This window comes from Bacillus sp. FJAT-27245, assembly GCF_001273955.1.
GTDB lineage: Bacteria > Bacillota > Bacilli > Bacillales > Cytobacillaceae > Bacillus_D.
This window is the reverse complement of the sequence record NZ_LIGI01000001.1, coordinates 3,933,540-3,959,343: the sequence shown is the minus strand read 5'-3', so window position 1 is coordinate 3,959,343 and position 25,804 is coordinate 3,933,540. Positions and strand designations below refer to the sequence as shown.

The following is a 25,804-nucleotide window of genomic DNA, read 5'->3' as shown; positions in this document are numbered from 1 at the left end:
TTTTGGGAAGCTTTCCGTATGAAAGTGTCTTCATCGGCGTTATGAAGACAGTTTGGGGAGGGTTTTCCGCTTGAAAGTTTCTTCATCAAGGTTATGAAGACAGTTTAGATAAGCTTTTCAACTCTAAACTGTCCTCAAAATAAATTTCTACTCACAATCATTCAAACACAAAACCAACAAAGGGGAAAAGAGAAGCAATGCTGATCCAATCAATCAAAAAGGGCTTGCTCGTTGGCTTAAAAACAACCTGGTCGCTGGGCAAAGTCATTTTTCCTGTCACTCTCGCCGTCTCGATCCTGCAATATACGCCTCTTTTGGCATGGCTAATCAAAGCGGTCAGCCCATTGATGAAACTGATCGGCCTTCCCGGCGACGCGGCGATCCCGCTCGTCCTTGGCAATGTGCTTAACCTGTACGCGGCAATCGGGGCGATCCTGACCCTCGATTTCAGCGTCAAGGAAGTTTTCATTCTCGCCGTCATGCTGAGTTTTTCCCATAATTTAATCGTGGAATCAACCGTTGCCCTGAAGGCGGGGGTAAAACTCTGGGTTGTCCTGGCAGTCAGGCTTGGGCTTGCTTTCGTGTCGGCCGCCGTCATCAATCTTGTTTGGCACGGAGGCGGAAGTCAGGCGGTTTACGGATTTATCCAGACAAAGGCCGAACCGGCTTCCGGAGTCCTGAACATCATTCTTGAAGCCATTGAAAAAGCTGGCCTCGGCATCGTCCAGCTTGCCATGATTGTCATCCCGCTCATGGCTGTCATCCAAATCCTCAAAGATCTGCAATGGCTCAGCAAATTTTCAAAAACCATGGCGCCAATGACACGGTCGCTTGGCATGAAGGAAAACACGTCCACGACAATGGCGGCGGGCCTACTGTTCGGCCTTGCCTACGGGGCCGGCGTCATGATACAGGCCGTCAAGGAGGATGGGGTCAGCAAAAAGGATGCAACACTCGCATTCATCTTCCTCGTCTCCTGCCATGCTGTCGTCGAGGACACCCTGATCTTTATCCCGCTTGGCATCCCGGTCTGGCCGCTGCTGGTTATCCGAATCGGCGTGGCGGTCCTCCTGACATTCATCGTTGGCACAATCTGGAAGCAAACAGGCGCTATGCAAAGAAAGGAAGTTAACTTATGAAGCCAGCCACAGGAATCGATACAATTCTGTTTGACCTTGATGGAACCCTGATTGATACGAATGACCTGATTATCAACTCGTTCCTGCACACACTGAACCGCTATTACCCAAATAAATACACGCGTGACGACGTTCTGCCGTTCATGGGCCCCACTCTCCGCGAAACGTTCGGAGCAATCAACCCGGAGATCGTCGAGGACATGGTCGCCATATACCGCACGTTCAATCGCGCCAACCATGACCTGCTCGTCAAGGAATTCACCGGCGTGTTTGAGACAGTAAGGACGCTGAAGGAAGGCGGCTACAAAATCGGCATCGTCACGACGAAAATGCACGATGTCGTCCTCAAGGGGCTAAAGCTCTCCAAGCTGGACCAATTTTTCGATGTCATCGTCGCCCTCGACCATGTCAAAAACGCAAAGCCCGATCCGGAACCGCTCATGCTCGCCCTCGAGCAGCTTGGATCCAAGCCGGAAACGGCCATCATGGTAGGCGATAACTACCACGACATCCTCGCGGGGAAAAACGCCGGGACCAAAACAGCCGGAGTCGCCTGGTCGTTAAAGGGCCGCGAATACCTTGAAAAATTCGAACCGGACTTCATGCTTGAGAGCATGGCAGACATCCTGGACATCGTCGAGGCAAGCCGGCAATGAGGCGCACAAAACGATACCCTGTCAAAGGCGCCAACTCGCTCTGGCAGGTATATAAAACAGTATCGTTTTGGAAAGTCGCCAAAAACTTCATCATCATCCAGATATCACGCTACACCCCGTTCATCGGAATGAAAATCTGGCTTTACCGGACATTCCTGGGGATGAAGGTCGGTGACAGAACCTCATTCGCGCTGATGGTCATGCCCGACACCATGTTCCCTGAGTTAATCACCGTCGGGCAGAACACCGTCATCGGCTACAACACAACCATCCTAGCCCACGAATACCTAATAAGGGAATACCGGCTAGGCGAGGTCACAATTGGCGACGAAGTCATGATCGGCGCAAACTCAACCATCCTGCCCGGAGTCACTATCGGCGACGGCGCCATCGTCTCGGCCGGAACACTTGTCCACAAGGACGTCCCCGCCGGCAGCTTCGTCGGCGGAAACCCGATGCGCATCATCTACACCCCGGAACAGCTCGCCCAGCGCTGGGCCGAGGATCCAATATACGGTACTGGGAAAACCGACTAAACGTCACACTTCTTTTTTGGAAAAGGGGACAAAGCATGCGCCCCTACCCAATTTGGACACCCAGAACCCCGTTCGGCTCAGGCCGTGCCGGAAACTGCTAAGCGCAGCTTCCGGCACGGCCTTTTGCATGCGGCTTGGACTCACGTCCCACAAGCATCCGCGCTGCCACAAACTTCGCTTCAAGGTATGTTGCCGCTGCCACAAACTTCGCTCCACAATATGGTTCCGTTTCCGCAAACTACCGCTCCAAAATTTGTATTAGCTTCCGCAAACTACGCTCCAAAATTTATTCGCGCTACAGAAATCACCAATCCGTAATATGTTCTCGTGCTGGGCAGGGGAGCGCTCCGGCCCGCAGCTAGCACCAGCTTTTCATCCGTCTCCCTGTGCTAGTAAACTGCTATCTGGATGCTAGCGATTCCCGGAGATTTTCCGGTTTTATCCGGAGATCTCACAACTTTAACCGGAGAGTTCACAACTTTATCCGGAGAAACACTTTAATATTTAGCCTGGGATTCTGTTTTTCCTGAAATTCCGCCACAGTTGAACATGGTTGAGTTCGCCCGTAAACTTTTTCAATTCTTCAAAACTTATGATCTCTTTCCCCGTGCTGTCCGGAAGTTTCAGAGTTTATCCCCGCGCCGCTAAATTTATGATATACTACTTAGGTTATTACATTAGTGGAGGACTTCATGGGGAAAGATTCGAAAGCATTTAAAGGCAAGGGGAAGCTTCTCTCCTTTTTCCCGACAGGTGAGTATTATTTTACAAAGGGGCTGAAGGCCTACCACCGCAGGGATTTTGAAAAAGCGAAACGATATTTAGAGCGTGCATTCCAGCTGGAGCCGGGCGAACCGATGATTGCCTGCCAGCTTGCTTTGGTGTGGACGGAAATCGGCGGGTATGAAAACTCGAACCGGCTTCTCCACATGATCCTGGATGAACTTGATCCGGAAATGACCGAATGCCATTATTTCTTAGCGAACAATTACGCCCATTTGGGTTTCTTTAAAGATGCCACCCACCATTCAAAGCTTTACCTTGAGCTTGAAGAGGATGGAGAGTTTGCCGACGACGCCGAGGAGCTATTGGAGCTGCTGATCATGGAAGGCTTCGATGATGAGGATGAACTGTTGTTTGAGGAAGATGACTTGATGTCAAGGCAGGAGGAAGCACGGAATCTGCTTGAGTCGGGCTATTTTCCGAAAGCGATTGAAATGCTGACCTCTATTGTCGAGGAGTATCCGGAGTATTGGTCGGCATACAACAACCTGGCTTTGGCCCATTTTTACCTTGGCGAAACCGAACAGGCACATGAGGTGCTTTACGATGTGCTGGAGAAGAATCCCGGGAACCTGCACGCATTATGCAATCTGCTTGTGTTCGCCCATTATCGCCGGGACAAAAAAGAGACTGCAAGGTTAATAGAAATCCTGAAGAAGATCAAGCCGATGATGACGGAGCACCAATTCAAGCTTGGCGCGACCTTCGCTTTGTCAGGAGAGTACGAGCTTGCGTTTGAGTGGCTTAAGAAGCTGCATAAGCGTGGATATGAAGGCGATGGACCATTTTATTATTGGTTTTCGTATGCGGCTTATTATACAGGAAGGGATGAGCTTGCTCATGCCCTTTGGAAAAAGGTTATTGCGATTTCACCCGACAAGGAAGGCGGCGAGCCGTGGAATAATGCTGGCGCATCGGGAGGAATGGAAAGCCAATCACGGTCGATTTTGCAAAAGCTTGGAAGTGATTATCCGGAAGAGCGGCTGTTTGCAATTTTCCTTGCTTCAGTGTCAGAAAACAGGCAGGAAATACTCCAATCAAGCGAGTTTTGTGACAACGAGAAGTTCGGTACGCATGAAAGGGCATATCTTGCTTACCTTAAGGATGGCAAGCGTTCACCGGCCGCGGATGCACATGAAGCTGCTGAGATGCTCTACCAGACGTACCGGCCGATTGGCACTGTTGAATCCGGATTGTACCTGATGTGGTTCTCCGTGTTCGAGGAAGCAGAAAAGCAGGGGCATAGCCTTAAGAATACAGCAGGCTGGGCGGCCGGGGCCGCGCAAGTATGGCATAAATTGCGGAACGATAAAGTGCCCATCGCCCAGCTTGTCGATCAATATGGCGTATCAGCGGGAACAATCAGGAAATATGCCAAACTGATTATGGGCTGCATACAATAGGCAGGAATTGAACGGAAAGCTAGGACTGCCTGATTCAATTTTTCGTATTCGATGTGTTCAGCGGCAGCGGGAACTGGCAAGCCGGCCATGTACCAGCCCTGATGCCGAGTGAGCAGATGGTTGGACGGAAAGCCTGTTGTTTTATAGGATAGATGTGATAAGGAAAGACTATTATTGGATTGAAACCATCGTGCGATATAAGGAGTGACAGGCATGTCGGAAGAAAAAATTTATGATGTCATCATCGCTGGTGCAGGGCCTGCCGGAATGACAGCAGCGGTGTACACATCGAGGGCCAATTTGTCCACGCTCATGATTGAGCGCGGGATTCCCGGCGGGCAAATGGCAAACACGGAAGAAGTAGAAAACTATCCAGGTTTTGACCATATTCTCGGGCCGGAGCTATCGACAAAAATGTTCGAGCATGCGAAGAAATTCGGCGCGGAGTATGCATATGGAGATATAAAAGAAGTCATCGACCACGGCGACTACAAGACTGTTGTTGCCGGTGCGAAAGAATACAAGGCGTATTCTGTCATTATTTCCGCTGGAGCGGAGTACAAGAAAATCGGTGTGCCGGGCGAGAAAGAGCTTGGCGGCCGTGGCGTATCTTATTGCGCTGTCTGCGATGGCGCCTTTTTCAAAAACAGGGAGCTTGTCGTAGTCGGCGGCGGAGATTCCGCTGTGGAAGAAGGCGTGTATTTGACTAGGTTTGCGACAAAGGTAACAATCGTGCACCGCCGTGACGAACTGCGCGCACAGAAGATCCTTCAGGACCGCGCTTTTGCGAATGACAAAATCGACTTCATCTGGAACCATACAGTGAAGGAAATTAACGCCAAGGATGGCAAGGTTGGCAGCGTAACACTTGTATCGACGGTTGACGGAAAGGAAACCGAATTCCCGGCGGACGGCGTGTTCATCTACATCGGCATGGTGCCGCTTTCCAAGCCGTTCGAAGGCCTCGGCATCACGAATGCAAATGGCTATATCGAAACGAATGAGCTTATGGAAACGCGCGTTCCAGGCATTTTTGCGGCTGGGGACATCCGTGAAAAAACGCTCCGCCAAATTGTCACCGCAACAGGCGATGGCAGCATCGCGGCCCAATCCGCCCAGCATTATGTTGAAGAACTGAAGGAATCGATGAAGGAAAAGCAAGCATAACCCATTTCGGAAAACAAGAGCCTGTCGAAGAATGGGAAAGCCTGTCTTGAAAAATTAACGTCATTTTAATTTAACTGTAACAAAAGTGAAATAATGGTAGGGTATCATAAAACTAGAAATTGACCCCCTTTTTATATACCCTTTAGCACGGGCTCTTGTCCGTGCCCTTTTTTTGTTGTTTTTTCCATGTAGGCTAATAAGAAAACTTATTTTCCCTTCATTGTGGGGGAATTTTAAAAATAGTATAATGTATAGAATCAGGGCCGGAATGTTCGTTTAAATTCCCGCTTTGCCATAATTGAGGTGGAAGCTATGCAAAGGGTCGCCAATTGCGTATTGATGAAGGATAGCGAAATACTCCTCCTGCAAAAGCCGCGGCGGGGATGGTGGTCGGCGCCGGGCGGGAAAATGGAGCCGGGTGAGTCCGTCCGCGATGCCTGTATCCGCGAATACAGGGAGGAAACGGGCATATACCTGAAACACCCGAAGCTGAAAGGCGTTTTTACAATAATCATCCAGGAAAACGGCAAGACCGTGAATGAGTGGATGATGTTCACTTTTTTTGCGAAAGATTATGAGGGAAAGCTAAACGAGAATTGTGAGGAAGGGATTCTCCAGTGGCATTCCGCGGACAGGATTGCCAGCCTGCCAATGGCTCCCGGGGATTACCATGTCCTTGAATATACAATTCATGGCAATGATATAATTTTTGGAACGTTCACATATACGCCGGAGTTTGAATTGCTTGGTTACAGGCTTGATCCAAGTTGAGAAGGGGGAAACATGAATGAGCACCGGTTCAGTACATGATACACAAATGGTCATCATAACAGGCATGTCGGGTGCCGGAAAAACAGTCGCGATCCAAAGCTTCGAGGACCTTGGCTTTTTTTGCGTCGATAATCTCCCGCCAACACTCTTGCCCAAGTTTCTGGAATTGATGAAGGAATCCGGCAACAAGATGAACAAGGTTGCCCTTGTTATGGATTTGAGGGGCAGGGAGTTTTTTGACCACCTATTCAAGGCGCTTGATGAACTCGCAGAAACGGACTGGGTGACACCGAAAATCCTTTTCCTGAACGCCGATGATGCCGCTCTTGTTAGAAGATACAAGGAAACGCGAAGGTCTCACCCGCTTGCAAGCTCCGGGTTGCCGCTCGAAGGCATCAGGCTTGAGCGTGAACTGCTCGAGGATTTGAAGGGCAGGGCCCAGGTTATCTACAACACAAGTGAAATGAAACCAAGGGAGCTTCGCGAAAAGATTCTAAACGAATTTTCGGTAGACAGAGAAACGATATTCACCGTAAATGTTGTGTCTTTCGGCTTCAAGCATGGCTTGCCGATTGACGCGGATCTCGTCTTCGATGTAAGGTTCCTGCCGAATCCCCACTATATTGAGCATATGCGCCCGAAAACCGGACTTGAAACCGAGGTTTCGGAGTATGTCCTAAAATGGAGCGAAACGCAGAAGTTCATTACGAAAGTAACCGACCTGTTAAGCTTTATGCTTCCCCATTACAAAAGGGAAGGGAAGTCGCAGCTTGTTATCGCGATTGGCTGTACAGGTGGCCAGCATCGTTCGGTAACCTTGGCTGAATACATTGGCCATTATTTCGAAAAAGATTATAAAACTGTCATTTCCCATCGGGATATTGCCAGGCGAAAGGAAATAATGACATGACAGGCGCTACGCAACCAAGAGTCGTAATCATAGGAGGCGGAACCGGGCTTCCCGTCCTGCTACGGGGATTGAAGCGGTATCCCGTCGATATTACAGCGATCGTGACCGTAGCGGATGACGGCGGCAGCTCTGGGCGGCTGCGTGAAGATTTGAACATACCGCCTCCGGGCGATGTCCGTAACGTGCTTGCCGCGCTCTCAGATGTCGAACCTTTGGTGGAAGAGATGTTCCAGCACCGCTTCTCCACATCCAATGAATTGTCCGGACATTCGCTTGGAAACTTGATTCTTGCCGCAATGGCTTCAATTACGGGAAATTTCACCCATGCAATCCAGGAAATGAGCAAGGTCCTGAATGTTAGGGGGAAAGTGTTGCCGGCCGCCACACGCAGTGTAGTCCTTCATGCCGAGATGGAGGATGGCACGGTTGTATCCGGGGAATCGAAAATCCCTTATTCGGGCAAAAAAATAAAAAGGGTTTATTTGACTCCTTCCGATGTCCAGCCGCTTCCTGAAACGCTTCAAGCCATCAGGCAGGCTGACATGATTATTATCGGGCCGGGAAGCCTATATACGAGCATCCTTCCAAATCTCCTAGTAAAAAAGCTTGGAAAGGAAGTATGCCGGTCGAAAGCCAGGAAAGTATATATTTGCAACCTTATGACGCAGGCGGGTGAGACGTTCGGCTATACAGCGAGCGACCATGTGAAGGCAATCTACAAGCATGTGGACTGCCCGTTCATTGATACGATTCTCGTCAACAACGAGGAAATTGACGAGCATATCCAGCTCCGTTATAAAGAAGAACTTGCACACCCGGTTAAATATGATACAGAGCGGTTGGAAGAAATGGGCATCGAGGTGCTCCATGAAGAAATAGCCATCCAGGATGGCACAGCCCTTCGCCACGACACGAAAAAAGTGTCGGCAATTCTTTATTCGATGATTGTGGAGGAAACGAAGAAGCGCGGAAACAGCTGAGCTTGCATCGGTATCGGACAGCCCCGTTTCATTCAGCCAGCTAGGTGTTCCTTTTAATGCCTTTTGTGGGCATTTTGTATTTGGATGCTGAATGGAAATTAGCAGATATTTATACTAAATCCAGGTAAAATAGCTTTTTAATGAAACCAAGTTGGGGCTTGCCCGTAAAATAGAAATGAGCCTTCCATCAGTGGGGGGTTATTCCCCCGCTGATTGCCCGTTTAAAAAAGGATTAAGCATGTAGGATCGTTCTGGAGGTGAGGAATTGTCTTTTGCATCAGAAACGAAAAAGGAATTGACGGCAATTGAAGGAAAGCCATGCTGCGGCATAGCAGAACTTTCCGCCCTGATCCGGATGAACGGCTCGCTTTCCTTTTCGAACAGGAAGCTGATGGTGGATGTCCAGACAGAGAATGCCGCAATCGCCAGGCGTATTTACACTCTGATCAAAAAGAGTTATCCCATCCAGGTCGAGCTCCTCGTCAGAAAGAAGATGCGCCTTAAGAAAAACAATGTGTACATCGTACGCCTTGCCCAGGAAGCGAAGGAAATCCTTGAGGATTTAAAGATTCTTGGCGAAGGCTTTACAATTATCCACGACATTTCGCCGGATTTAATCAAAAAGAAGTGCTGCAGGCGTTCATACTTACGCGGTGCATTTTTAGCAGGCGGCTCTGTGAACAATCCGGAAACATCATCGTATCATCTGGAAATAGCTTCACTTTATAAGGAGCACAATGACTCGCTTTGCGAATTGATGAATACGTTCGGGCTAAACAGCAAAACGCTTGAACGGAAAAAAGGATTTATTACTTATTTGAAAGAAGCCGAAAAAATCACCGAATTCCTGAATATTATCGGAGCACATAATGCCCTGCTCCGCTTTGAGGACGTCAGGATCGTAAGGGATATGAGAAACTCGGTGAACCGCCTTGTAAACTGTGAAACGGCCAATTTGAACAAAACAATCGGCGCATCGCTCAGGCAGGTAGAGAATATCCGCTTCATAGACCGGACAGTTGGCCTTGAAATTTTGCCTGGCAGGCTTCGGGAAATAGCGGAATTGAGGGTGGCCTACCAGGATGTGACGCTAAAGGAGCTGGGGGAAATGGTTTCCGGAGGCGCAATCAGCAAATCGGGCATCAACCACCGCCTTCGCAAAATTGATGAAATCGCGGAGAAATTAAGGGCAGCTGAACAGGCGCCGAAATAACTGCGCCCTATGCGAAGTGGTGTTTCGCATAGGAGCTTCAACGGGAATAGAATAGCAACAGGCAGCTGCCGTAAAAGAGATATAGAGGAGGAAGAATGTAATGGTAGAAAAAGAAGTAGAAGTGAAATTGAAAACCGGCCTCCAGGCGCGGCCGGCTGCCCAGTTCGTACAGGAGGCGAACCGTTTTTCAGCGGAGGTCTTTTTACTGAAGGACGGCAAAAAAGTGAGTGCGAAGAGCATTATGGGCCTTATGAGCCTGGCTGTCAGCTCAGGGTCGGTTATTACCATTGCGGCAGAAGGCTCCGATGCAAATGCCGCCGTCGAGGCACTTGCACAGTACGTCTCAAAAGAAGATTGATTATTTTGAAAGCGGATTCGTTCATGAGGTGAACGGATTCGTTTTTTTTTTTATTAAACGGTGCTTTAATGTTAAACGACTGGAGGACCGAGACTACCGCGGGAAACAGAGGCAAAGTTAAGAACCCGTAGGCTGCGGCTCGGGGCTATGATTGCGCCTTGTGGATAACAGATTGCGCGGAAGTAAAAATCCTCCTGTTTATTTGGGAGAGTTGTAAGTATTTCTTCCTGGGGGTGACATAATGGGAACTGTAAATCGTCTAATTGATAAACGTGCAGAAAGGGGTACCCCGCCTTGAAGATTTGGATGTCAATGATGATTGTTTCCCTTATGTTTTTAGCCGGCTGTAATGGCAGCAAGGAAGCTATTAAAGGGCAAGTTGATTTAAAAGGATTGGTCAAAGAAGTGAATAGCGATGGAAACCGGATTTTAATTGATGATGAAGAAGCTGGGCTTGTATGGGTTTCATTGCCCGATCATGGAAAAATTGACCGCTACAGTGTAGGGGAGGAAGTCGTCGTCTGGATTACAGGAGGTATTGATACATCACTACCTGCACAGGCAAGGGCTCTAAACATCGAAATCGTAAAGTAGCAGTCTGTTGACTGGTTGGGCTAACGGAAATCGACGGTAGAAAAAGATCCAGCCGCAGGAGCTGGAGCAGAATGTTGATTGGAGTTGGTTCTCAAGACCGTTTTGAATGTGGTTGTCTGTTGAAACAGTCTTAATGCGTGCTCTCAAGACCGTTTTGAATGTGGTTGTCTGTTGAAACAGTCTTAATGCGTGCTCTCAGGACCGTTTTGAGTGTGGTTGTCCGTTGAAACGGTCTTGATGCGGGTTCTCAAGACCGTTATGAGTGTGGTAGTCTGTTGAAACGGTCTTGATGCGGGTTCTCAGGACCGTTATGAGTGTGGTAGTCTGTTGAAACGGTCTTGACGCGGGTTCTCAAAATCGTTTTGAGCTTATCCTCTTGTTGAACAGGTTTTATACGTCACATTTAAACACCGGATAAGGATCGCCCCTAAAAAAACAGTTTTACAGCAACTCCCTTATTTAACCCAGCCACACCAAACAGCCCGCCTCCAATCGGAAACGGGCTGCATTCAGTATGTTTTATTATTTATCCTTCTTCTCTTCAATGACATTGCGGCTGATGATATGGTCGACGAGACCGTATTCTTTCGCGCGCTCAGCTGTCATAAAGTTGTCTCGGTCCGTATCCTTGGCGATGACTTCAAGCGGCTGTCCAGTGCGCTCAGAAAGGATGCCATTCAGCTTCTCGCGAAGGAACAGGATGCGTTTTGCGGCAATATCGATATCAGTTGCCTGGCCTTGCGCACCTCCAAGCGGCTGGTGAATCATCACTTCAGCATTTGGAAGGGCATAACGCTTGCCTTTTGTTCCTGCTGCGAGAAGGAACGCGCCCATCGATGCCGCCATGCCGATGCAGATGGTCTGGACATCAGGCTTGATGAACTGCATCGTATCGTAGATGGCCATCCCCGCAGTAATGCTTCCGCCTGGGGAGTTAATGTAGATGGAGATGTCCTTTTCAGGGTTTTCCGCTTCAAGGAACAGGAGCTGGGCAACGATTGAGTTGGCAACGTGGTCGTCAATCCCGCTTCCTAGCATAATAATCCGGTCTTTTAACAGGCGGGAGTATATATCGTATGCTCGCTCGCCCCGATTTGTTTGTTCAATAACCGTAGGGATCAAATTCATTAGACTGCCTCCTTATGAAACATTTTAAGGTTTCCTTATGTAAGTATCATACAATGATGGTCAATAAAGGTCAAACGAATCGCTCAGCCAAGTGGATTTTGTTCGAACTTTTTTCCATGTTAGCCATCTTACCCAACGTTGTCCATTTTAAACATATTCTACACTTGCAAAGCTGAACGGTTTCCCCTATAATATGAAATTGTGATGCAAAAAAACATGCCCTCGTAGTGCAACGGATAGCACGCAAGATTCCGGTTCTTGAAATTCGGGTTCGAGTCCTGACGAGGGCGCTACTTTTAAAAAAATCAACGGTTCCTGTATAGGGGCCGTTGATTTTTTTTGTAAAAATGGCCATGGCATCAACTTCCATGCTATCGAACGAGTGAGCAAGGCCAATTCTTTTCCCAAAAAACCTCTCCAAGTTTTTCTCCCTATAACCCAAACAGATGAATTTCATGTAAAATAGAAGTCGGGGGGGAAGCAGATGAACATGAGGATTGGACTTTTGCAACAGCAGCAGACAAGATTGTCAATGACGCAGGAATTGTCCCAGGCGATTGCCCTGCTCCAATACAATGCCCAGGAGCTCGCAAGCTTTCTGGAGGCAAGGGCGCTTGAAAATCCCCTGCTTGAAATTGTACCTTCCGGGCAGCCGAAAGACCGTTCAAGAAAAACAAACTTCAGCAAAAAGGAAAACGATATAAATGGAATTGCAGCGGAGACGGGAACGACGCTTGAGGAGCATCTTCTCTCTCAGTTAAATCCCGGGCGCTATCATAATGACGAACAAAAGCTCATTCGCCAGGTTATATTAAATATAGATGAAAACGGTTATTTCCGTGGGGATATAAATGAAATCGCTCTCAGTATAAACGTGAGCCCAGCCCAAGTGGATGAGTGCCTTAGGGAAATACAGCAGCTTGACCCGCCGGGCATCGGCGCGCGAAGCTTGCAGGAATGCCTCTTCCTCCAGTTGGACAGGATGGGGGAACTATCGCCTTTGGCCCATTTAGTCGTAAAAGGGTATTTTTCCGAATTTGCGGAAAAAAAGTGGAAGAAGCTCGCAAAGGAATTGAAGGTAAGCCTTCAGGAAATACAGGAAATCTATGATCTTTTGCAGAAACTAAATCCGAGGCCGGGTGCGGATTTTCATCAGGAAAGGGCTGCATATCTTGTGCCCGATGTGGTGGCTGAATGCATGAATGGGCAATGGCGCGTCCATCTTGTTGAAGGGAATCTTCCGGCAATCGGCTTTAACGACGATATGTATCATTCACTGACTTCCAGCGGCGATGAGCAGGCAATCAAATTTCTGCAGGATAAATACCAGGATTACCAATGGCTTGCGAAAAGTATCAGGCAGCGGAACGATACACTTTTAAAAGTGGCTGGGAAAATCATTGAAAAGCAACCGTACTTTTTTGCGGAAGCGAAGGGGCAGATGATGCCGCTTACGATGAAGGAAGTTGCCGATTGCCTCAATATCCATGAATCGACCGTGAGCCGGGCCGTCCGGGAAAAATACCTTGGTACCCCTTTTGGCACCTTTGAACTGAAGTCGTTTTTCTCATCGGGAATCGGTACTGTCTCGGACAGCAGCGCATCCTCAGCCCAGGTGAAAAAATTGATTGCCGCGATTATCGGCCATGAGGACAAAAGGCAGCCAGTTTCGGACCAGGATATTACCAATATGCTGAAGAAGAACGAGGGGCTTGTCATTTCGAGAAGGACTGTGGCCAAGTATCGGGAACAGCTTGGAATCGCATCTTCTTCAAAACGGAAACGATTTTAAAAAAGGGATGATTGAATTGAAGCCGAAAGTTACTTTCTATACTAGGAGCCGTTGCCCGCTATGTGATAAAGCGAAGGATGATTTGCTTGAGATCCGCGAGTCCTTAGCGTTCGAGCTAGAGGAAATTGATATCGGCTCCAGTGACAAATTAACTGAAGACTATGGGTTGATGATACCGGTCATCCTAGTAGACGGAATCGAAGTGGGATACGGGATTATTGACAAAGAGTATTTGTTTTCAATAATAAAGAAAAAACAATCCGCCCATATTAGTTGAATGTGAAAATCACTCCTGTTAAAATGAATTCGAACAGGGTGATTTTTTTTTGTGATAAGTGGGACATAATTTGTCATAGTGGGACAAAAAACGTCCCAGTCCCTTTTCGGGAAAGACTCAGCTATGCCCCGCCAATTTGCAAGAAGGAGCTGCGAAGGATGCACTCGTTAATAGATATCCAAAAAAGATTATTGCCTGACCTTCTCAACGTTATGCAGGAAAGGTACTCCATTTTACGAACAATCAATTTCCTGCAGCCGGTGGGAAGAAGGACTCTCGCCGCGAACCTTGGCTATACGGAAAGGGTTCTTCGCACTGAGACCGACTTCCTGAAGGAGCAGAGCTTGATTGTGTCACATCCATTGGGCCTGATGCTTTCAGAAGAAGGCAGAAATTTGCTGGAAGATCTTGATGGCATAATGCGGGAGCTAACGGGTATAGACGTAATGGAACTCGAATTGAAGCACCGCCTTCGCATCCAGAACGTGATTATCGTACCCGGAGACAGCGACCAATCACCCCTTGTCAAAAGGGAAATGGGGCGCGCGACGGCGAGCAGCATGAAAAAGCTGATTGAAGGAAAAAATATCATCGCGGTGACTGGTGGATCTACGATGGCGGCTGTTGCCGAAGAATTGGGCCCGGGCCTTGCCAGGGAAGATTTGATGTTTGTTCCGGCTCGCGGCGGAATCGGCGAGGACGTCCAGAACCAGGCGAATACGATTTGCGCCATTATGGCAGCCAATACGAAATCCCGGCATCGCGTCTTTTACGTTCCCGAGCAGGTAAGCATGGATATTTACGAATCTTTTATTAGGGAACCTGGAGTGCATGAAGCGCTGTCGCAGATTAAGTCGGCGGGAATGGTGCTGCATGGTATAGGGGATGCTATCACAATGGCTACCCGGCGCAATACCCCCAAAGATGATATGGAAAAAATCACTCAAAATAATGCTGTTGCAGAGGCGTTTGGCTATTATTTCAATGAGCAGGGCGACATTGTCCATAAGGTAGTGACGATCGGCCTGCAGCTTGGTGACCTGGCGGGCATACCAAAAGTCCTTGCTGTTGCAGGCGGGAGKTCAAAAGCCAAAGCCATTCAATCGTATTTAAAAAAGGCTCCGCCCCAAACAATCCTCATAACTGACGAAGGGGCAGCCAAACTAATGTTAAGAAGCAATGCAATCTAAGCAAAAACGGGACACATGTTATTAAAAGGGTAATTGCCCTTTGATATAAAATTTTAAGCCTTACCGAATCAAAGGAGGAACTAATCATGGCATTAAAAGTTGGTATTAACGGTTTTGGACGTATTGGACGGAATGTTTTCCGCGCCGCTCTTAACAATCCGAACATTGAAATCGTCGCAGTAAACGACCTTACAGATGCAAATATGCTTGCCCACCTTTTGAAATATGATACTGTCCACGGAACACTTTCCGAGGATGTAACAGTAGATGGCTCCAACCTGGTTGTTGGCGGAAAAACGGTTAAAGTTCTTGCAGAGCGCGACCCTGCGCAGCTTGGATGGGGAGACCTTGGCGTTGAAGTGGTTGTTGAATCAACTGGCCGTTTTACTAAGCGTGCTGACGCTGCGAAACACCTTGAAGCAGGTGCCAAGAAGGTAATCATTTCCGCCCCGGCTTCCGATGAAGATATCACAATCGTAATGGGCGTTAACCATGATAAGTACGATGCAGCGAACCACCATGTTATCTCAAATGCATCTTGTACGACAAACTGCCTTGCGCCTTTCGCAAAAGTACTTAACGACAGCTTCGGCATCAAGCGTGGCATGATGACCACTGTCCACTCTTATACAAATGACCAGCAAATCCTTGATTTGCCACATAAAGACTACCGCCGCGCGCGTGCAGCAGCTGAAAACATCATACCTACAACAACTGGTGCTGCAAAAGCGGTTGCCCTTGTTCTTCCTGAACTGAAAGGCAAGCTGAACGGTATGGCAATGCGTGTTCCAACTCCTAACGTATCCGTTGTTGACCTTGTAGCCGAGCTGGAGAAGGACGTAACGGCTGACGAAGTGAACCAGGCGCTGAAAGAAGCGGCAGAAGGCCCACTGAAGGGAATTCTTAAGTACTCGGATCTTCCACTTGTCTCTTCTGACTATAATGGCAGCACTGAGTCATCCATTGTTGATGGCCTGTCCACTATGGTCCTTGAAGGTAATATGGTGAAAGTCCTTTCCTGGTACGACAACGAGTTCGCTTACTCAAACCGAGTAGTCGACCTGTGCGAATACATCGCTGAAAAAGGCGTATAATCCGTACCATTAGTAAAATTGGCTAACTTTTAAAAAAACATCTATAATGAAATTGGCTTTTAACGGGGAGCGGGGAGGATTCCCCCTCCTTTTTTAATGGCAAAATCGAAAAAATTCGATGTTCCAGGAGGGATTCCATGAACAAGAAGACGTTGAAGGATGTAGATGTAAAAGGAAAGCGCGTTTTCTGCCGGGTCGATTTCAATGTCCCGATGCAGGACGGTAAGATTACTGATGAAACTAGGATTCGCGCTGCACTCCCAACCATCCAGTATTTGATCGATCAAGGAGCCAAGGTGATCCTGGCAAGCCATTTTGGCCGCCCGAAAGGTAAGGTTGTCGAAGAAATGCGCCTTGCGCCCGTTGGGGACCGTCTTGGCGAACTGCTTGGCAGGAATGTCCTGAAAGCTGATGAGGCCTATGGTGACAATGTAAAGGCGCAAATTGGCGGCATGGCGGATGGCGATGTGATTCTTTTGGAAAACGTCCGTTTTTATCCCGGCGAGGAAAAGAACGATCCTGAACTTGCAAAGGAATTTGCAGCACTTGCAGATGTTTATGTAAATGACGCGTTTGGCGCGGCACACAGGGCGCATGCATCCACTGAGGGCATCGCACACCATCTTCCGGCTGTTGCGGGATTCTTGATGGAAAAGGAGCTTGACGTACTTGGAAAAGCACTTTCCAACCCGGAACGCCCATTTACAGCGATTATTGGCGGCGCAAAGGTCAAGGATAAAATTGGTGTAATTGAAAACCTGCTTGAAAAAGTCGACAACCTGATCATTGGCGGCGGCCTTGCTTACACTTTTGTAAAAGCAAAGGGCTATGAGATTGGAAAATCCTTGCTGGAAGAGGATAAAATTGATCTGGCCAATTCATTCATGGACAAGGCTAAGGAAAAAGGCGTCTCCTTCCATATGCCAGTCGATGTTGTCGTCGCGGATGATTTCTCTCCGGATGCCAATACGAAAGTCGTGGGCATTGAGGACATCCCTGCTGACTGGGAAGCACTCGATATTGGCCCGAAAACAGCGGAGCTTTACAAGGATGTCATAAAGAACTCAAAACTTGTGATCTGGAATGGCCCGATGGGTGTCTTTGAATTTGATAAATTTGCAAACGGAACAAAAGCAGTTGCCGAGGCACTTGCTGAATCCGAATCTACATATTCGGTCATCGGTGGCGGTGATTCTGCCGCGGCGGTTGAAAAGTTCAACCTGGCAGATAAAATGAGCCATATTTCAACAGGGGGCGGGGCTTCCCTTGAATTTATGGAAGGAAAAGACCTTCCTGGCGTATCCGCGCTGAACGATAAGGAATAAACCAGGAAAGAAAGGACGTGCCGGAATGCGGAAACCGATTATCGCGGGAAACTGGAAAATGCACAAGACGTTATCGGAAGCAAAGAGCTTTGTAGAAGAAGTAAAAGGCAGCGTGCCAGATAGCGGGGAAATTGAATCGGCCATTTGTGCCCCTGCACTATTTTTATCGGCTTTGGTCACTGACACGGACGGCTCCTCTGTTAAAATCGGGGCGCAAAACATGCACTTCGAAGAAAAAGGGGCTTTTACAGGCGAAATCAGCCCGGCTGCACTGGCCGACCTTGGCGTCGCTTATGTCATCCTTGGCCACTCCGAGCGCCGTGAAATGTTCAATGAAACAGATGAAATGGTGAACAAGAAAACGCTGGCTGCGTTCAAGCATGGCCTTGTKCCAATCGTTTGCTGCGGTGAAACGCTTGAACAGCGTGAAAACGGCGAAACAAACGGGTTTGTTGCCGGACAGATCGAAAAGGCTCTTGACGGCCTGACAGAAGAACAGGTGAAGCAAACCGTGATCGCTTACGAACCAATCTGGGCAATTGGCACAGGAAAATCATCGACTGCGGAAGATGCGAATGAAGTTTGCGCCCATATCCGTAAAGTTGTAGCCGAAAAGTTTTCACAGGAAGCTGCTGACGCGGTCCGCATCCAATACGGTGGCAGCGTCAAGCCGGAAAACATTGGGGAGTATATGGCCCAGCCTGATATCGACGGCGCGCTCGTTGGCGGCGCAAGCCTGGAACCGCAATCGTTCCTTCAGCTTTTGGAGGCTGGTAAAAAATGACCAAGTCCCCTGTAGCTTTAATCATCCTTGACGGCTTCGGCCTGCGGGGTGAACGATATGGAAACGCCGTTGCGCAGGCGGAAAAACCAAACTTTGAACGGTTCTGGAACGAATACCCACACGCACAGCTTAGGGCTTGCGGCGAGGCGGTCGGCCTTCCTGAGGGACAGATGGGCAACTCCGAAGTTGGCCATCTCAACATCGGTGCAGGCCGGATTGTGTACCAAAGCCTGACAAGGGTGAATATTGCCATTCGCGAAGGAGAATTCCAAAAGAATGAAACCTTCCTCGGTGCCATCGAGCACGCGAAAAAGAATGGGACCGCCCTTCATCTATTTGGGCTTCTTTCCGATGGCGGGGTCCACAGCCATATTAACCATATGTTCGCGTTATTGAAGCTTGCGGCCGAAGAGGGCCTGAAAAAGGTGTATATCCATGCCTTTCTTGACGGGCGTGATGTCGGTCCGCAAACCGCAGGCACGTATATCGAGGAAACACTTGAAAAAATGAAGGAATATGGCGTTGGCCAGTTTGCGACCATTTCCGGACGCTACTACTCCATGGACCGCGACAAACGTTGGGACAGGGTTGAAAAATCGTACCGGTCCATGGTTTATGGCGAAGGTCCGTCGTACTCCGAGCCGATGCAGGTAATCGAGGACTCGTATCAGCACGGGATTTTCGACGAATTCGTGCTTCCTTCGGTTCTGACGGATGAAAATGGCCAGCCGGTAGGGAAAATCAAGGACAATGATGCGGTTATTTTCTATAATTTCCGTCCGGACCGTGCCATCCAGATTTCAAATACATTTACGAATGAGGATTTTCGGGCTTTTGACCGCGGACCAGAACATCCAAAGCATTTGTACTTTGTCTGCCTGACCCACTTCAGTGAATCGGTTGACGGGTATGTGGCATTCAAGCCTACGAATCTTGATAACACCCTGGGCGAGGTGCTTTCCCAGAACGGGCTGAAGCAGCTGCGGATTGCCGAAACCGAAAAATACCCGCATGTTACGTTCTTTATGAGCGGTGGGCGGGAAGACAAGTTTCCGGGCGAGGAGAGGATTCTCATCAACTCCCCGAAGGTAGCGACCTATGACTTGAAACCTGAAATGAGCGCCTACGAAGTTACGGATGCGCTTTTAAAAGAAATCGAGGCCGACAAGTTTGATTGCATCCTCCTCAACTTTGCAAACCCGGATATGGTTGGCCACTCAGGAATGCTTGAGCCGACCATCAAGGCTGTTGAAACAGTTGACGAATGCCTTGGCAAAATTGTCGATCTCATTTTACAAAAAGGCGGTACGGCCATCATTACAGCGGACCACGGTAATGCAGACGAGGTTGTTACGATTGAAGGCAACCCCATGACTGCCCACACGACGAACCCGGTTCCGGTCATCATCACAAAACCGGATGCTGAATTAAGGGAAGACGGCATACTTGGCGACCTGGCTCCAACCATCCTTGACCTGCTTAAAGTCGAACAGCCAAAGGAAATGACAGGAAAAACACTTTTGAAATAGTAAGAACAGACTGAATTAGGAAGTTTCCATACCGGAATTAAAGCCGGAACACTACTACTACTTTTTAAGGAGAGATACTGCATGCCATTTATTACTGATGTTTACGCACGTGAAGTACTTGATTCCCGCGGCAATCCAACAATCGAGGTAGAAGTTTTCACTGAATCCGGCGCATTCGGACGCGCGCTCGTTCCAAGCGGTGCTTCTACCGGTGAGCACGAAGCAGTCGAGCTTCGCGACGGTGACAAAGACCGTTACCTTGGAAAAGGCGTACTGAAAGCTGTTGAAAACGTGAACGACGTTATTGCGCCTGAATTGATTGGTGAATACAGCGTCCTTGACCAGGTTGGCGTTGACCAGGCCCTGATTGAGCTTGACGGCACGGAAAACAAAGGGAAACTAGGCGCCAATGCCATTCTTGGAGTATCGATGGCGGTTGCCCACGCAGCGGCAGACTACCTTGATATCCCATTGTATCAATACCTGGGCGGCTTCAACTCCAAGCAGCTTCCAGTTCCAATGATGAACATCGTCAACGGCGGTGAGCACGCGGACAACAACGTCGATATCCAGGAATTCATGATCATGCCTGTCGGCGCTCCGAACTTCCGTGAAGCCCTTCGCATGGGTGCGGAAATTTTCCACAGCCTGAAATCAGTGCTGAAAGAAAAAGGCCTGAATACAGCTGTTGGTGATGAAGGCGGTTTTGCGCCTAACCTTGGCTCCAACGAAGAAGCGCTTCAGACAATCGTTTCCGCGATTGAAAAAGCAGGCTACAAGCCAGGTGAAGAAGTTATGCTCGCAATGGACGCGGCTTCTTCTGAGTTCTATAACAGAGAAGACGGCAAATACCATCTGTCTGGCGAAGGTGTTGTGAAAACCTCTGCAGAAATGGTTGACTGGTATGCAGAAATGGCATCCAAATATCCAATCATTTCAATTGAAGACGGCTTGGACGAAAACGACTGGGAAGGCCACAAGCTTCTGACTGAGCGCCTTGGCGATAAAGTCCAGCTTGTTGGTGACGACCTATTCGTAACAAATACGAAAAAGTTGGCACAAGGAATCGAGCAGGGTGTCGGCAACTCCATCCTGATCAAAGTGAACCAAATTGGTACATTGACTGAAACGTTCGACGCGATCGAATTGGCGAAGCGCGCGGGCTACACAGCTGTCATTTCCCACCGTTCAGGTGAAACGGAAGATGCAACAATCGCTGATATCGCTGTCGCAACAAACGCAGGCCAAATCAAAACGGGCGCACCATCCCGTACTGACCGTGTGGCAAAATACAACCAGCTGCTTCGTATTGAAGACCAGCTCGGCGAAACTGCCCAATACCTTGGCCTTAAAAGCTTCTACAACCTTAAGAAGTAAGTGGGCAGTAAAGCAGGGGACGTAACTGCTTATTCAGAAAAAAACTCCTCCAATGTGCAGCATCACATTTGGAGGAGTTTTTATTTCATTTTAAAGGCCTTTCCAATTAAGTACTTATACTTTGTATAAAATATAATGAGGGTCGGCTGAAAAAAGTCGCAATTTTTCGACACATATTATTTTACCTGTACAAATATAGTGGTTAATATAAAGGTAGTCAGGCTATTGCCTGTCTTTGAAAGCGCTTTAAAAATTGAAGAGGGAGAGGTGTGGAAAGATGTTAGGTTTTTTGGTACGGATAGGAAGGGCGCTCATGCTCCCGATTGCCGTGTTGCCAGCAGCCGCCCTATTGCTTCGCCTGGGCCAGCCGGACTTATTGGATATTGAATTTATTTCTTCTGCTGGTAACGCAATTTTCGCAAACCTTGCACTCCTTTTTGCAATCGGGGTCGCTGTCGGAATCGCGAAGGATGGCAATGGAGCCGCCGGGCTTGCCGGCGCAATTGGCTATTTTATTTTGACGGAAGGCACAAAAGCCATCAATGAAGAAATTAACATGGCGGTTCTTGGAGGGATCCTTGCCGGGGTAATCGCCGGGCTATTGTACAATAAATACCATGATACCAAACTTCCGGATTGGCTTGGATTCTTTGGAGGGCGGCGCTTCGTCCCCATTATCACTGCCTTGGCGATGCTTGTTTTGGCCGCCATATTCGGCTTCGTTTGGCCGCCGATCCAGCACGTAATCAACTCTATTGGGAACTGGATTGTTGGCGCGGGTGCGCTTGGAGTCGGAGTATTCGGCTTCCTGAACCGTTTGCTCATTCCGCTCGGCCTGCACCATGTCCTCAACACACTTGTCTGGTTTGAATTTGGGGAATTTACGAATGCTGCCGGCGAAGTCGTGAAAGGTGACTTGACCCGTTTCTTTGCGAAGGATCCAAATGCGGGAATCTTCATGACGGGATTCTTCCCGGTCATGATGTTCGGCCTCCCAGCCGCAGCCGCAGCGATGGTTGCCGCCGCCAAAAAGGAACGGCGCAAAGCAGTTGCCGGGGTTATGATCGGGCTTGCGTTTACCTCGTTCCTGACCGGTATTACCGAACCAATTGAATTCCTGTTCATGTTCTTGTCTCCAGTCCTCTACTTTGTCCACGCACTTTTGACAGGGATTGCACTAGCAGTTACCTATTTGATGGGCATACGGCACGGATTTGGGTTCTCGGCAGGCGCGATTGACTATTTCCTGAATTACGGAATCGCAACGAAGCCGTTTCTGCTCGCACTGGTCGGCCTTGTGTATGCAGCCATTTACTTTGTTGTCTTCTACTTCCTGATCAAGAAGCTCGACCTGAAGACTCCGGGACGGGAAGATGATGTAGAAGGTGAGTTTGACGAGGATTCAGCGATTAAAGGGGATTACCATACTGCCGCCGTCCAATATGTCGATGCCCTTGGCGGAAAGGACAACTTGCTCAGCATCGACAACTGCGTCMCCCGCCTTCGCCTCCGGGTTAAGGACGTTGATAACGTGAATGAAACCCGCCTTAAACAACTAGGCTCCAAGGGAGTCATCAAGCTTAGCAAGCAGGACATCCAGGTGGTTGTCGGCACCGACGTTGAATTCCTGTCCAACGAAATGAAAAAGCTATAAATAATTTGAAACGCTTGGCGGCCACGTGCCGCCAGGTATTTTTTATTGGTTCTGCACCAAAAAGAGTGGTTTTAACGGAGGGGCTGATACAGAACGATCCGCCCATGCGAAAATTAAAGAAAAGAATCCCCATAAAAAAGGAGAGTGCCGCTCTTCCAAAATATTAAAAGCTCATAAACCAAAACAAGTTTGTAGCCAGACTGCAGAACTGGAACCTCCTGTCATACTTTCGATGAATAACGGATTGCCTCTGCCTTGTATATATCCAGATTGGAAGAGTAAAGATTTAAGTAGCCAAATAACAATTTATTCCCTGGGAGGTAGCCGCGTTGAAACGAATTCTTGATTGCACCGCTTCCGATTTTGTGAAAATGACCGGACAGGATATTAAAAAGTCCATCCTCGCCTCGGAAGGGAGAACGATTTTAGCCGAGGTCATCGGCGCGTTCACCCCGCTTTACCCTGCTGTGACAAACGCCGAAATGGTGGCGGCGTTTGGGGCGGACCTGATTCTCCTGAACTTCTTTGACGTTTTCAACCCTGAAATTCAGGGAATGCCCGATACCGAACCGAAGGAAATTGTCCGCAGCCTTAAACAGCTTGTTGGCAGGCCGGTCGGCTTGAACCTTGAACCTGTCGACCTTTCAGCGGAAAAGCTTGAAGCACTCACTGAACTACCTGAAGGACGCATTGCAACCGAGCAGTCCCTCCGSAGGGCAAAGGAGCTAGGTTTTGACTTCGTATGTCTGACGGGAAACCCGAAAACAGGTGTCTCAAATGCCGAAATCACGAAAGCAATTGCCGTCGCCCGGGATGTCTTTGGACCTGAAGGACTGATTATTGCCGGAAAAATGCATGGAGCCGGAGTCGCGGGCGAAACCGGAAGCAGCCTGATGGGGGAAGAAACTTTGCATAGTTTCATTGAGGCGGGTGCCGATATTATCCTCATCCCATCCCCGGGAACCGTTCCGGGCTTTACCGTATCAAAAACAGTGCGCCTCGTAGACCTTGTCCATGCAAAGGGAGCGCTCGCCATCCTCACGACCGGGACAAGCCAGGAAGGATCGGACGAAGCAACCATTAGGCAAATTGCCCTGAACAGCAAAATGGCCGGGGCGGATCTTTACCATATTGGCGATGCTGGCGCGAATGGAATCGCATTGCCGGAAAATATCCTGGCGTATTCCATCGTTGTCCGCGGCAAGCGGCATACATATGTCCGAATGTCAGCTTCGGTTATGCGATAGGACATCACCCCTTTGCTGCCGAAAGCATGCTGCCTGGCTGAATACCCATGCCAAGCATAGCCGTTAAAATCTCCCTCAATCCTCCTATTGTGAAAAACGGGATTATATGTTAAATTAAGAATACTGTGAATGAACGTCTAACAGGAGGTGGCCTTCATGCATGCATTTTTTGTAACATTATTGGTAATCGTATCAATCGGACTAATCGTCGTTGTTTTACTACAATCTGGCCGTAGCGCGGGACTTTCCGGCGCGATTTCCGGCGGGGCGGAGCAGCTTTTTGGGAAGCAGAAAGCACGCGGAATCGACCTGGTCCTTCACCGGATTACGGTTGTCCTTGCGGTATTGTTCTTTATCCTGACAATTGCCGTAACATACTTCAAACTTTAATACAAAAAAATGAGCCCGGCCGCGTGCCGGGTTTTATTTTTTTATTAAAAAGGATGTAAAGCTGTTGCTCTCGAATAAATGAGTGGGATTGGATTAAAAGGAGCGATTGTATGTTAAAGTGGGCAGGCGCAGCGGGTATATGCATAAATGAAGAAGGCAACCTATTAATGGTTTTGCAGGGGATGCCTGAGGAAGTGAAAAAGTGGTCGGTGCCTTCCGGAGGCGTTGAGGAAGGCGAAAGCTTCCAAGAATGCTGCAAACGGGAGTTCGAGGAAGAGACGGGTTATCTTGTTGAGGTTCTTGACGAAGTAAAGGTAAAAACAGGTACATATGAAGGTTTTATGGTTGAAGTCCGTTACTTTATTGTAAAAATCGTGGGCGGCAGCCGAAAAATCCAGGATCCAGATAACCTGATTTATGATATTGCCTGGAAAACAGTGGATGACTTGGCTACTTTGGAGCTATCCTTCCCGGAGGATCGAGGCTTTTTGCTAAATCACATGGAAAATCGGGGTAATTTTACTTAATAGAAGCGCGTAAGTTGTGCATTTACTTAGTCAGAATATAATTCGCCCCATTTATTTGCTTATTCACCCTGTTTTTAAAAAGATTCGCCCCATATTTCTTTTGATTCGGATGTATCTAAATTTTCAGTAAATTAACCACCATAATCGGAAGACTTATTTCTGGCATGTGTGGCTTGCCTTTGTTAAAACTAAAGGAAGATGTACGCAAGAAGGAGACAACAGAAATGAAAGTACAACCACCTAAGCCGTTTACATTTGAAGCTGGTCCGCGCGCGGTTCTTCTCCTGCACGGTTTCACCGGGAGTTCCGCCGATGTCCGCATGCTCGGCCGCTTCCTTGAGAAAAAAGGATACACAAGCCATGCGCCTCACTATAAAGGCCATGGGGTCCCGCCCGAAGAGCTTTTGAAAACCGGACCTGAAGATTGGTGGCAGGACGTCATGCGCGGCTATCAATTTTTAAAAGATAAGGGCTATGAGGAAATTGCGGTTGCCGGCCTGTCCCTTGGCGGAGTGTTCTCGCTCAAGCTTGGTTACACGGTTCCTGTAAAGGGTATTATTCCAATGTGCGCCCCGATGGATTTCAGAAGCGAGGAAACGATGTATGAAGGGGTGGTCCATTATGCCCGCGAGTACAAAGAGCATGAAGGAAAATCACCTGAAGAAATAAATGAGGAAATGGCTGAATTCATGAAGACCCCGATGACGACGCTAAAAGCTCTCCAAGAACTGATTACGGATGTGCGCGGCCATGTCGACCTTATCTATGCGCCGCTGTTTGTCGTCCAGGCTCGCCACGACCGGATAATAAACCCGAACAGCGCCAATATTATTTATAGCGAAGCGGAGTCGATTGACAAGAAAATCAAGTGGTATGAGGAATCTGGGCACGTTATCACCCTCGATAAGGAGAAAGAACAACTCCATGAGGATGTTTATGCGTTTCTGGAAAGCCTAGATTGGAAAGAATAATAAGAAACA

Annotated in this window: 25 protein-coding genes and 1 tRNA gene; 25 read left to right on the top strand and 1 reads right to left on the bottom strand. The window is 48.5% G+C overall.

The window, feature by feature from the left end; all coding sequences use genetic code 11:
- The first annotated feature begins 197 nt into the window (after nt 1-197).
- The 11 genes from ADU24_RS19550 to ADU24_RS19500 all read left to right on the top strand — a co-directional run bounded on the left by ADU24_RS19550 (nt 198) and on the right by ADU24_RS19500 (nt 10,510).
- Entirely contained in the window at nt 198-1,139 is a 942-nt protein-coding gene (locus ADU24_RS19550; protein ID WP_053368204.1) for a nucleoside recognition domain-containing protein, read from the top strand.
- The gene (ppaX, locus tag ADU24_RS19545; RefSeq protein ID WP_053368203.1) at nt 1,136-1,795 is read left to right on the top strand and encodes a pyrophosphatase PpaX; all 660 of its coding nucleotides are present in this window, start codon (nt 1,136-1,138) and stop codon (nt 1,793-1,795) included. Before ADU24_RS19550 ends, ppaX begins: the two co-directional genes overlap by 4 nt.
- Nucleotides 1,792-2,331 (top strand): acyltransferase, encoded by a 540-nt coding sequence (locus tag ADU24_RS19540; protein WP_053368202.1) that lies wholly within the window; start codon nt 1,792-1,794, stop codon nt 2,329-2,331. Before ppaX ends, ADU24_RS19540 begins: the two co-directional genes overlap by 4 nt.
- Nucleotides 2,332-3,023: 692 nt before the next feature.
- Nucleotides 3,024-4,517: a tetratricopeptide repeat protein gene (locus ADU24_RS19535; protein WP_053368201.1), complete on the top strand. Its 1,494-nt coding sequence runs from the start codon at nt 3,024-3,026 to the stop codon at nt 4,515-4,517.
- Nucleotides 4,518-4,730: 213 nt separating this feature from the next.
- The gene (trxB, locus tag ADU24_RS19530) at nt 4,731-5,684 is read left to right on the top strand and encodes a thioredoxin-disulfide reductase (protein ID WP_053368200.1); all 954 of its coding nucleotides are present in this window, start codon (nt 4,731-4,733) and stop codon (nt 5,682-5,684) included.
- Nucleotides 5,685-5,996: 312 nt separating this feature from the next.
- Entirely contained in the window at nt 5,997-6,455 is a 459-nt protein-coding gene (locus ADU24_RS19525) for an NUDIX hydrolase (RefSeq protein WP_053368199.1), read from the top strand.
- A 16-nt stretch (nt 6,456-6,471) separates the two neighbouring features.
- On the top strand, nt 6,472-7,365 hold the full coding sequence (rapZ, locus tag ADU24_RS19520) for an RNase adapter RapZ (protein ID WP_053368198.1): 894 nt from the start codon (nt 6,472-6,474) through the stop codon (nt 7,363-7,365).
- On the top strand, nt 7,362-8,345 hold the full coding sequence (locus tag ADU24_RS19515) for a gluconeogenesis factor YvcK family protein (RefSeq protein WP_053368197.1): 984 nt from the start codon (nt 7,362-7,364) through the stop codon (nt 8,343-8,345). Before rapZ ends, ADU24_RS19515 begins: the two co-directional genes overlap by 4 nt.
- A gap of 265 nt (nt 8,346-8,610) precedes the next feature.
- On the top strand, nt 8,611-9,558 hold the full coding sequence (gene whiA, locus ADU24_RS19510; RefSeq protein ID WP_053368196.1) for a DNA-binding protein WhiA: 948 nt from the start codon (nt 8,611-8,613) through the stop codon (nt 9,556-9,558).
- A 100-nt stretch (nt 9,559-9,658) separates the two neighbouring features.
- Nucleotides 9,659-9,916, top strand: coding sequence for an HPr family phosphocarrier protein (locus ADU24_RS19505; protein ID WP_053368195.1), 258 nt, complete (start codon nt 9,659-9,661; stop codon nt 9,914-9,916).
- Between the two features lie 294 nt (nt 9,917-10,210).
- A complete protein-coding gene (locus tag ADU24_RS19500) occupies nt 10,211-10,510 on the top strand; it encodes a DUF3221 domain-containing protein (protein WP_053368194.1) in 300 nt (99 codons plus the stop codon).
- Nucleotides 10,511-11,032: 522 nt separating this feature from the next.
- Here the strand turns inward: ADU24_RS19500 and clpP are convergent.
- Nucleotides 11,033-11,638: an ATP-dependent Clp endopeptidase proteolytic subunit ClpP gene (gene clpP / locus ADU24_RS19495; protein WP_053368193.1), complete on the bottom strand. Its 606-nt coding sequence runs from the start codon at nt 11,636-11,638 to the stop codon at nt 11,033-11,035.
- 218 nt (nt 11,639-11,856) lie between these two features.
- Between clpP and ADU24_RS19490 the strand changes: the two genes are divergently transcribed.
- The 14 genes from ADU24_RS19490 to ADU24_RS19425 all read left to right on the top strand — a co-directional run bounded on the left by ADU24_RS19490 (nt 11,857) and on the right by ADU24_RS19425 (nt 25,795).
- A tRNA-Arg gene (locus ADU24_RS19490) sits at nt 11,857-11,928 on the top strand.
- A 194-nt stretch (nt 11,929-12,122) separates the two neighbouring features.
- Complete coding sequence (gene rpoN / locus ADU24_RS19485; RefSeq protein WP_053368192.1) at nt 12,123-13,430, top strand: RNA polymerase factor sigma-54; 1,308 nt, start codon at nt 12,123-12,125, stop codon at nt 13,428-13,430.
- 16 nt (nt 13,431-13,446) lie between these two features.
- Nucleotides 13,447-13,707, top strand: a complete 261-nt coding sequence (locus ADU24_RS19480; protein ID WP_231689649.1) for a glutaredoxin family protein — start codon at nt 13,447-13,449, stop codon at nt 13,705-13,707.
- Between the two features lie 158 nt (nt 13,708-13,865).
- Entirely contained in the window at nt 13,866-14,897 is a 1,032-nt protein-coding gene (locus ADU24_RS19475; protein WP_053368191.1) for a sugar-binding transcriptional regulator, read from the top strand.
- Nucleotides 14,898-14,983: 86 nt separating this feature from the next.
- The gene (gene gap / locus ADU24_RS19470; RefSeq protein WP_053368190.1) at nt 14,984-15,991 is read left to right on the top strand and encodes a type I glyceraldehyde-3-phosphate dehydrogenase; all 1,008 of its coding nucleotides are present in this window, start codon (nt 14,984-14,986) and stop codon (nt 15,989-15,991) included.
- A gap of 137 nt (nt 15,992-16,128) precedes the next feature.
- Complete coding sequence (locus ADU24_RS19465; RefSeq protein WP_053368189.1) at nt 16,129-17,316, top strand: phosphoglycerate kinase; 1,188 nt, start codon at nt 16,129-16,131, stop codon at nt 17,314-17,316.
- A gap of 25 nt (nt 17,317-17,341) precedes the next feature.
- Nucleotides 17,342-18,100, top strand: a complete 759-nt coding sequence (gene tpiA / locus ADU24_RS19460; protein WP_053368188.1) for a triose-phosphate isomerase — start codon at nt 17,342-17,344, stop codon at nt 18,098-18,100.
- Nucleotides 18,097-19,629: a 2,3-bisphosphoglycerate-independent phosphoglycerate mutase gene (gpmI, locus tag ADU24_RS19455; protein WP_053368187.1), complete on the top strand. Its 1,533-nt coding sequence runs from the start codon at nt 18,097-18,099 to the stop codon at nt 19,627-19,629. Before tpiA ends, gpmI begins: the two co-directional genes overlap by 4 nt.
- Before the next feature lie 81 nt (nt 19,630-19,710).
- Entirely contained in the window at nt 19,711-21,006 is a 1,296-nt protein-coding gene (gene eno / locus ADU24_RS19450) for a phosphopyruvate hydratase (RefSeq protein ID WP_053368186.1), read from the top strand.
- Between the two features lie 277 nt (nt 21,007-21,283).
- A complete protein-coding gene (nagE, locus tag ADU24_RS19445) occupies nt 21,284-22,660 on the top strand; it encodes an N-acetylglucosamine-specific PTS transporter subunit IIBC (RefSeq protein WP_053368185.1) in 1,377 nt (458 codons plus the stop codon).
- Nucleotides 22,661-22,989: 329 nt separating this feature from the next.
- Entirely contained in the window at nt 22,990-23,907 is a 918-nt protein-coding gene (locus ADU24_RS19440) for a DUF7916 family protein (protein ID WP_053368184.1), read from the top strand.
- 156 nt (nt 23,908-24,063) lie between these two features.
- Nucleotides 24,064-24,297 (top strand): preprotein translocase subunit SecG, encoded by a 234-nt coding sequence (gene secG, locus ADU24_RS19435; RefSeq protein WP_053368183.1) that lies wholly within the window; start codon nt 24,064-24,066, stop codon nt 24,295-24,297.
- 110 nt (nt 24,298-24,407) lie between these two features.
- Nucleotides 24,408-24,824 (top strand): NUDIX hydrolase, encoded by a 417-nt coding sequence (locus ADU24_RS19430; RefSeq protein WP_053368182.1) that lies wholly within the window; start codon nt 24,408-24,410, stop codon nt 24,822-24,824.
- A 224-nt stretch (nt 24,825-25,048) separates the two neighbouring features.
- Complete coding sequence (locus ADU24_RS19425; protein WP_053368181.1) at nt 25,049-25,795, top strand: alpha/beta hydrolase; 747 nt, start codon at nt 25,049-25,051, stop codon at nt 25,793-25,795.
- Nucleotides 25,796-25,804: the final 9 nt, after the last annotated feature.